At 49.2% G+C, this 2,307-nt stretch carries 2 protein-coding genes and 1 pseudogene; 1 reads left to right on the forward strand and 2 read right to left on the reverse strand.

Annotated features, from left to right (window positions below):
- Positions 1-596: pseudogene (locus IQ260_RS29970) on the forward strand (DapH/DapD/GlmU-related protein); the annotation flags it as partial.
- Positions 597-805: 209 nt separating this feature from the next.
- On the opposite strand, the gene IQ260_RS29975 reads toward IQ260_RS29970, so the two are convergent.
- Both IQ260_RS29975 and IQ260_RS29980 read right to left on the reverse strand, forming a co-directional pair.
- A complete protein-coding gene (locus tag IQ260_RS29975; protein WP_193996704.1) occupies positions 806-1,156 on the reverse strand; it encodes a YggT family protein in 351 nt (116 codons plus the stop codon).
- A gap of 425 nt (positions 1,157-1,581) precedes the next feature.
- A complete protein-coding gene (locus tag IQ260_RS29980; protein ID WP_193996705.1) occupies positions 1,582-1,827 on the reverse strand; it encodes a hypothetical protein in 246 nt (81 codons plus the stop codon).
- Positions 1,828-2,307: the final 480 nt, after the last annotated feature.

Genomic DNA, 2,307 nt, shown 5'->3' on the forward strand with positions numbered 1-2,307 from the left:
CCATTGATGCCACAGTTACAGTGGAGCCGGATGTGGTGATTGAGCCTGAAACCCATCTGCGTGGCAATACAACCATTGCAGCAGGCTGTCACATTGGTCCCGGCACCCTGATTGAAAACAGCACTATTGGTGCCGGGACAACAGTTCGATATTCTGTTATCAATGACAGTACAGTCAAAGGAACCGCCCAAATTGGCCCCTACAGCCATCTGCGCGGCGAAGTCATCATCGGCACAGGCTGCCGCATTGGTAACTTTGTTGAGATTAAAAAATCTCAGCTAGGCAACAATACTAAAGCATCCCATCTGTCATACTTAGGCAATTCTACCCTGGGCGACAAGGTTAACATTGGCGCTGGTACCATTACCGCTAACTATGATGGCGTTAACAAACATCCTACGGTGATCAAGGATAAGACCAAAACCGGCTCCAATAGTGTTTTAGTGGCTCCGGTCACCCTAGGAGAGAATGTCACGGTGGGGGCAGGTGCGGTTGTGACAAAAGATGTGGACGATAACTGCTTGATTGTGACGCGGGGTGAGCGTCGAGTGATTAAAGACTGGCAGCCTAAGAGCAAGCAGCCACCTAAAGAGTAAGAGATAATCTAAAACTGAATCTCATCTAGCCAATGGATGCTCACCTATAAGATCATCCTACGAACAATGTTGGCTGAGCGAAGTCGAAGCCAACATGTCACGACCAGCGTTCCCTATTCCCTCCGGGAAGGCGATGCCAACGACTCCGCTCAGGGGACGCTTATACCAAACAGGATCTTCGCTTCCTAAAAAACCTGAAACTACTCCCCCTAGGGATTGCTCCAAATAATCCAAACAAAGCGAGCCACCAACCAAGCCAGTAGAGCATAGACACCGATGGCGATTAGAGCGCTAATGTCGAATGTGTGGTTAGGGTCAAACGCAGGGGTTTGAAATAAGGTGGCAAACGGAGCGATAAACGGCGTTGACAGAGCGTAGATAAACGAAGCAAACAGATTTTCTGGATTTGCCCCTGATATGCGTAAGATAAATCTTAGAAACAGTAGAATTTCTAATGCACCGGTCAGGTAATAAATAAAGTTTACGACCTTTCTTAAGGTGGCATTGCGCCGAGACATGGTGCGACGTTTGGGAGGCGGTCCTGGGTTGGGGTTAGTCATTGTCAGCTTCTGCTTACATTTGGTCTACCAATAGTATCAGGCAACGCAAGTTCATAGCTTGCGCTAAGACTGACTGTGTGGCTGAAGCCCGCGCTGGAATTTCAATCCAGCGCTAACTGAGTGTTGTCCACTAAAAGGGACAATTTGATGGGGAGACGGTGGTAGTCGATCGCGGACTGAGCGAAGCATAGTTGACTGTTTAGAAGCGAACTCTGAAAACACAGCTCCGATAATTGTGTCCCTTCCAGTGGACACCCTTCGGTTAGCCCTGGGTTTTGAACCCTGGGCGGGCTAATGCTTCCCCACCACTATTGCAAGTCGGCTGCATCAGACCCTCAAATAGAGTTTTTGCATAGAGCCAAATGCAGCCCTAAAAACAGCAGAAAACCGGCCCCGTAGCCTACAGCTCCAGAGCCGAAAAGAGATTACCTAATACGGACCCGCCTAGTTAAGATAGCCATAACCTCGTTAACACGACCGGTCGGCAGCGGACGGCTCCAGTCGTTAGGCTCAGCGTAGTTGAGCGCATAGAGCTGTTTGATGGTGTTTTGCACAGCATCGAGGGTACCCAGCAGAGTATGGTTAACAATTTCATACTCATACTCGGGCAGCGTACCGTCAGCAGGTGGAACATTGGACGCGCCAGCGCCCTGAGAATTATCTTGAAACATAGTTTTGGCCTTTTTTGTTACGTGGATAGGAACCCCCTCGAACACCGCCGTGGGCCGTGCCATGGAGGGGGATAGGACCAAAACTCAAACCTTAGCCATCCCGCAAGTGGTTGCAAACTGGAAGGACTAAGGTACATTGACATCAGCCTTCAAGCTGGCGTGATCAGCTTGTGAGGTTAGCTATCGGTGGGTGGTTCCAAGCACCTGCCGATAGCGCTAAGGGATTGAGTTCTGTTTTAGGTCTTGCGGACCTGTTATCAACGGTAGAGCACTTGATCTAGATGAGTCAAGATACAAATTATGAAATGTGGGGCAGATGGGCAGCCCATAATCTTAGCAGACTCAACCGAGATCTCACGGTTCGCTAGAAAATATAGGAGAATAGCGAATAGCGTAATAATGCCCAAAATCGTATCCCAGCCAAGCAATGGCCCAGTTGATCAGTAACGAACGCGTCGATGATATCCCACTGCTATTAAG

Origin of the sequence: Leptolyngbya cf. ectocarpi LEGE 11479, assembly GCF_015207065.1 — a bacterium.
Classification (GTDB): domain Bacteria; phylum Cyanobacteriota; class Cyanobacteriia; order Phormidesmidales; family Phormidesmidaceae; genus Leptothoe; species Leptothoe ectocarpi.

Excerpts from the sequence above, each read along its gene's own strand:
- IQ260_RS29975 (WP_193996704.1), bottom strand. The coding sequence starts at position 1,156 with ATGACTAACCCCAACCCAGGACCGCCTCCCAAACGTCGCACCATGTCT.
- IQ260_RS29980 (WP_193996705.1), bottom strand. The coding sequence starts at position 1,827 with ATGTTTCAAGATAATTCTCAGGGCGCTGGCGCGTCCAATGTTCCACCT.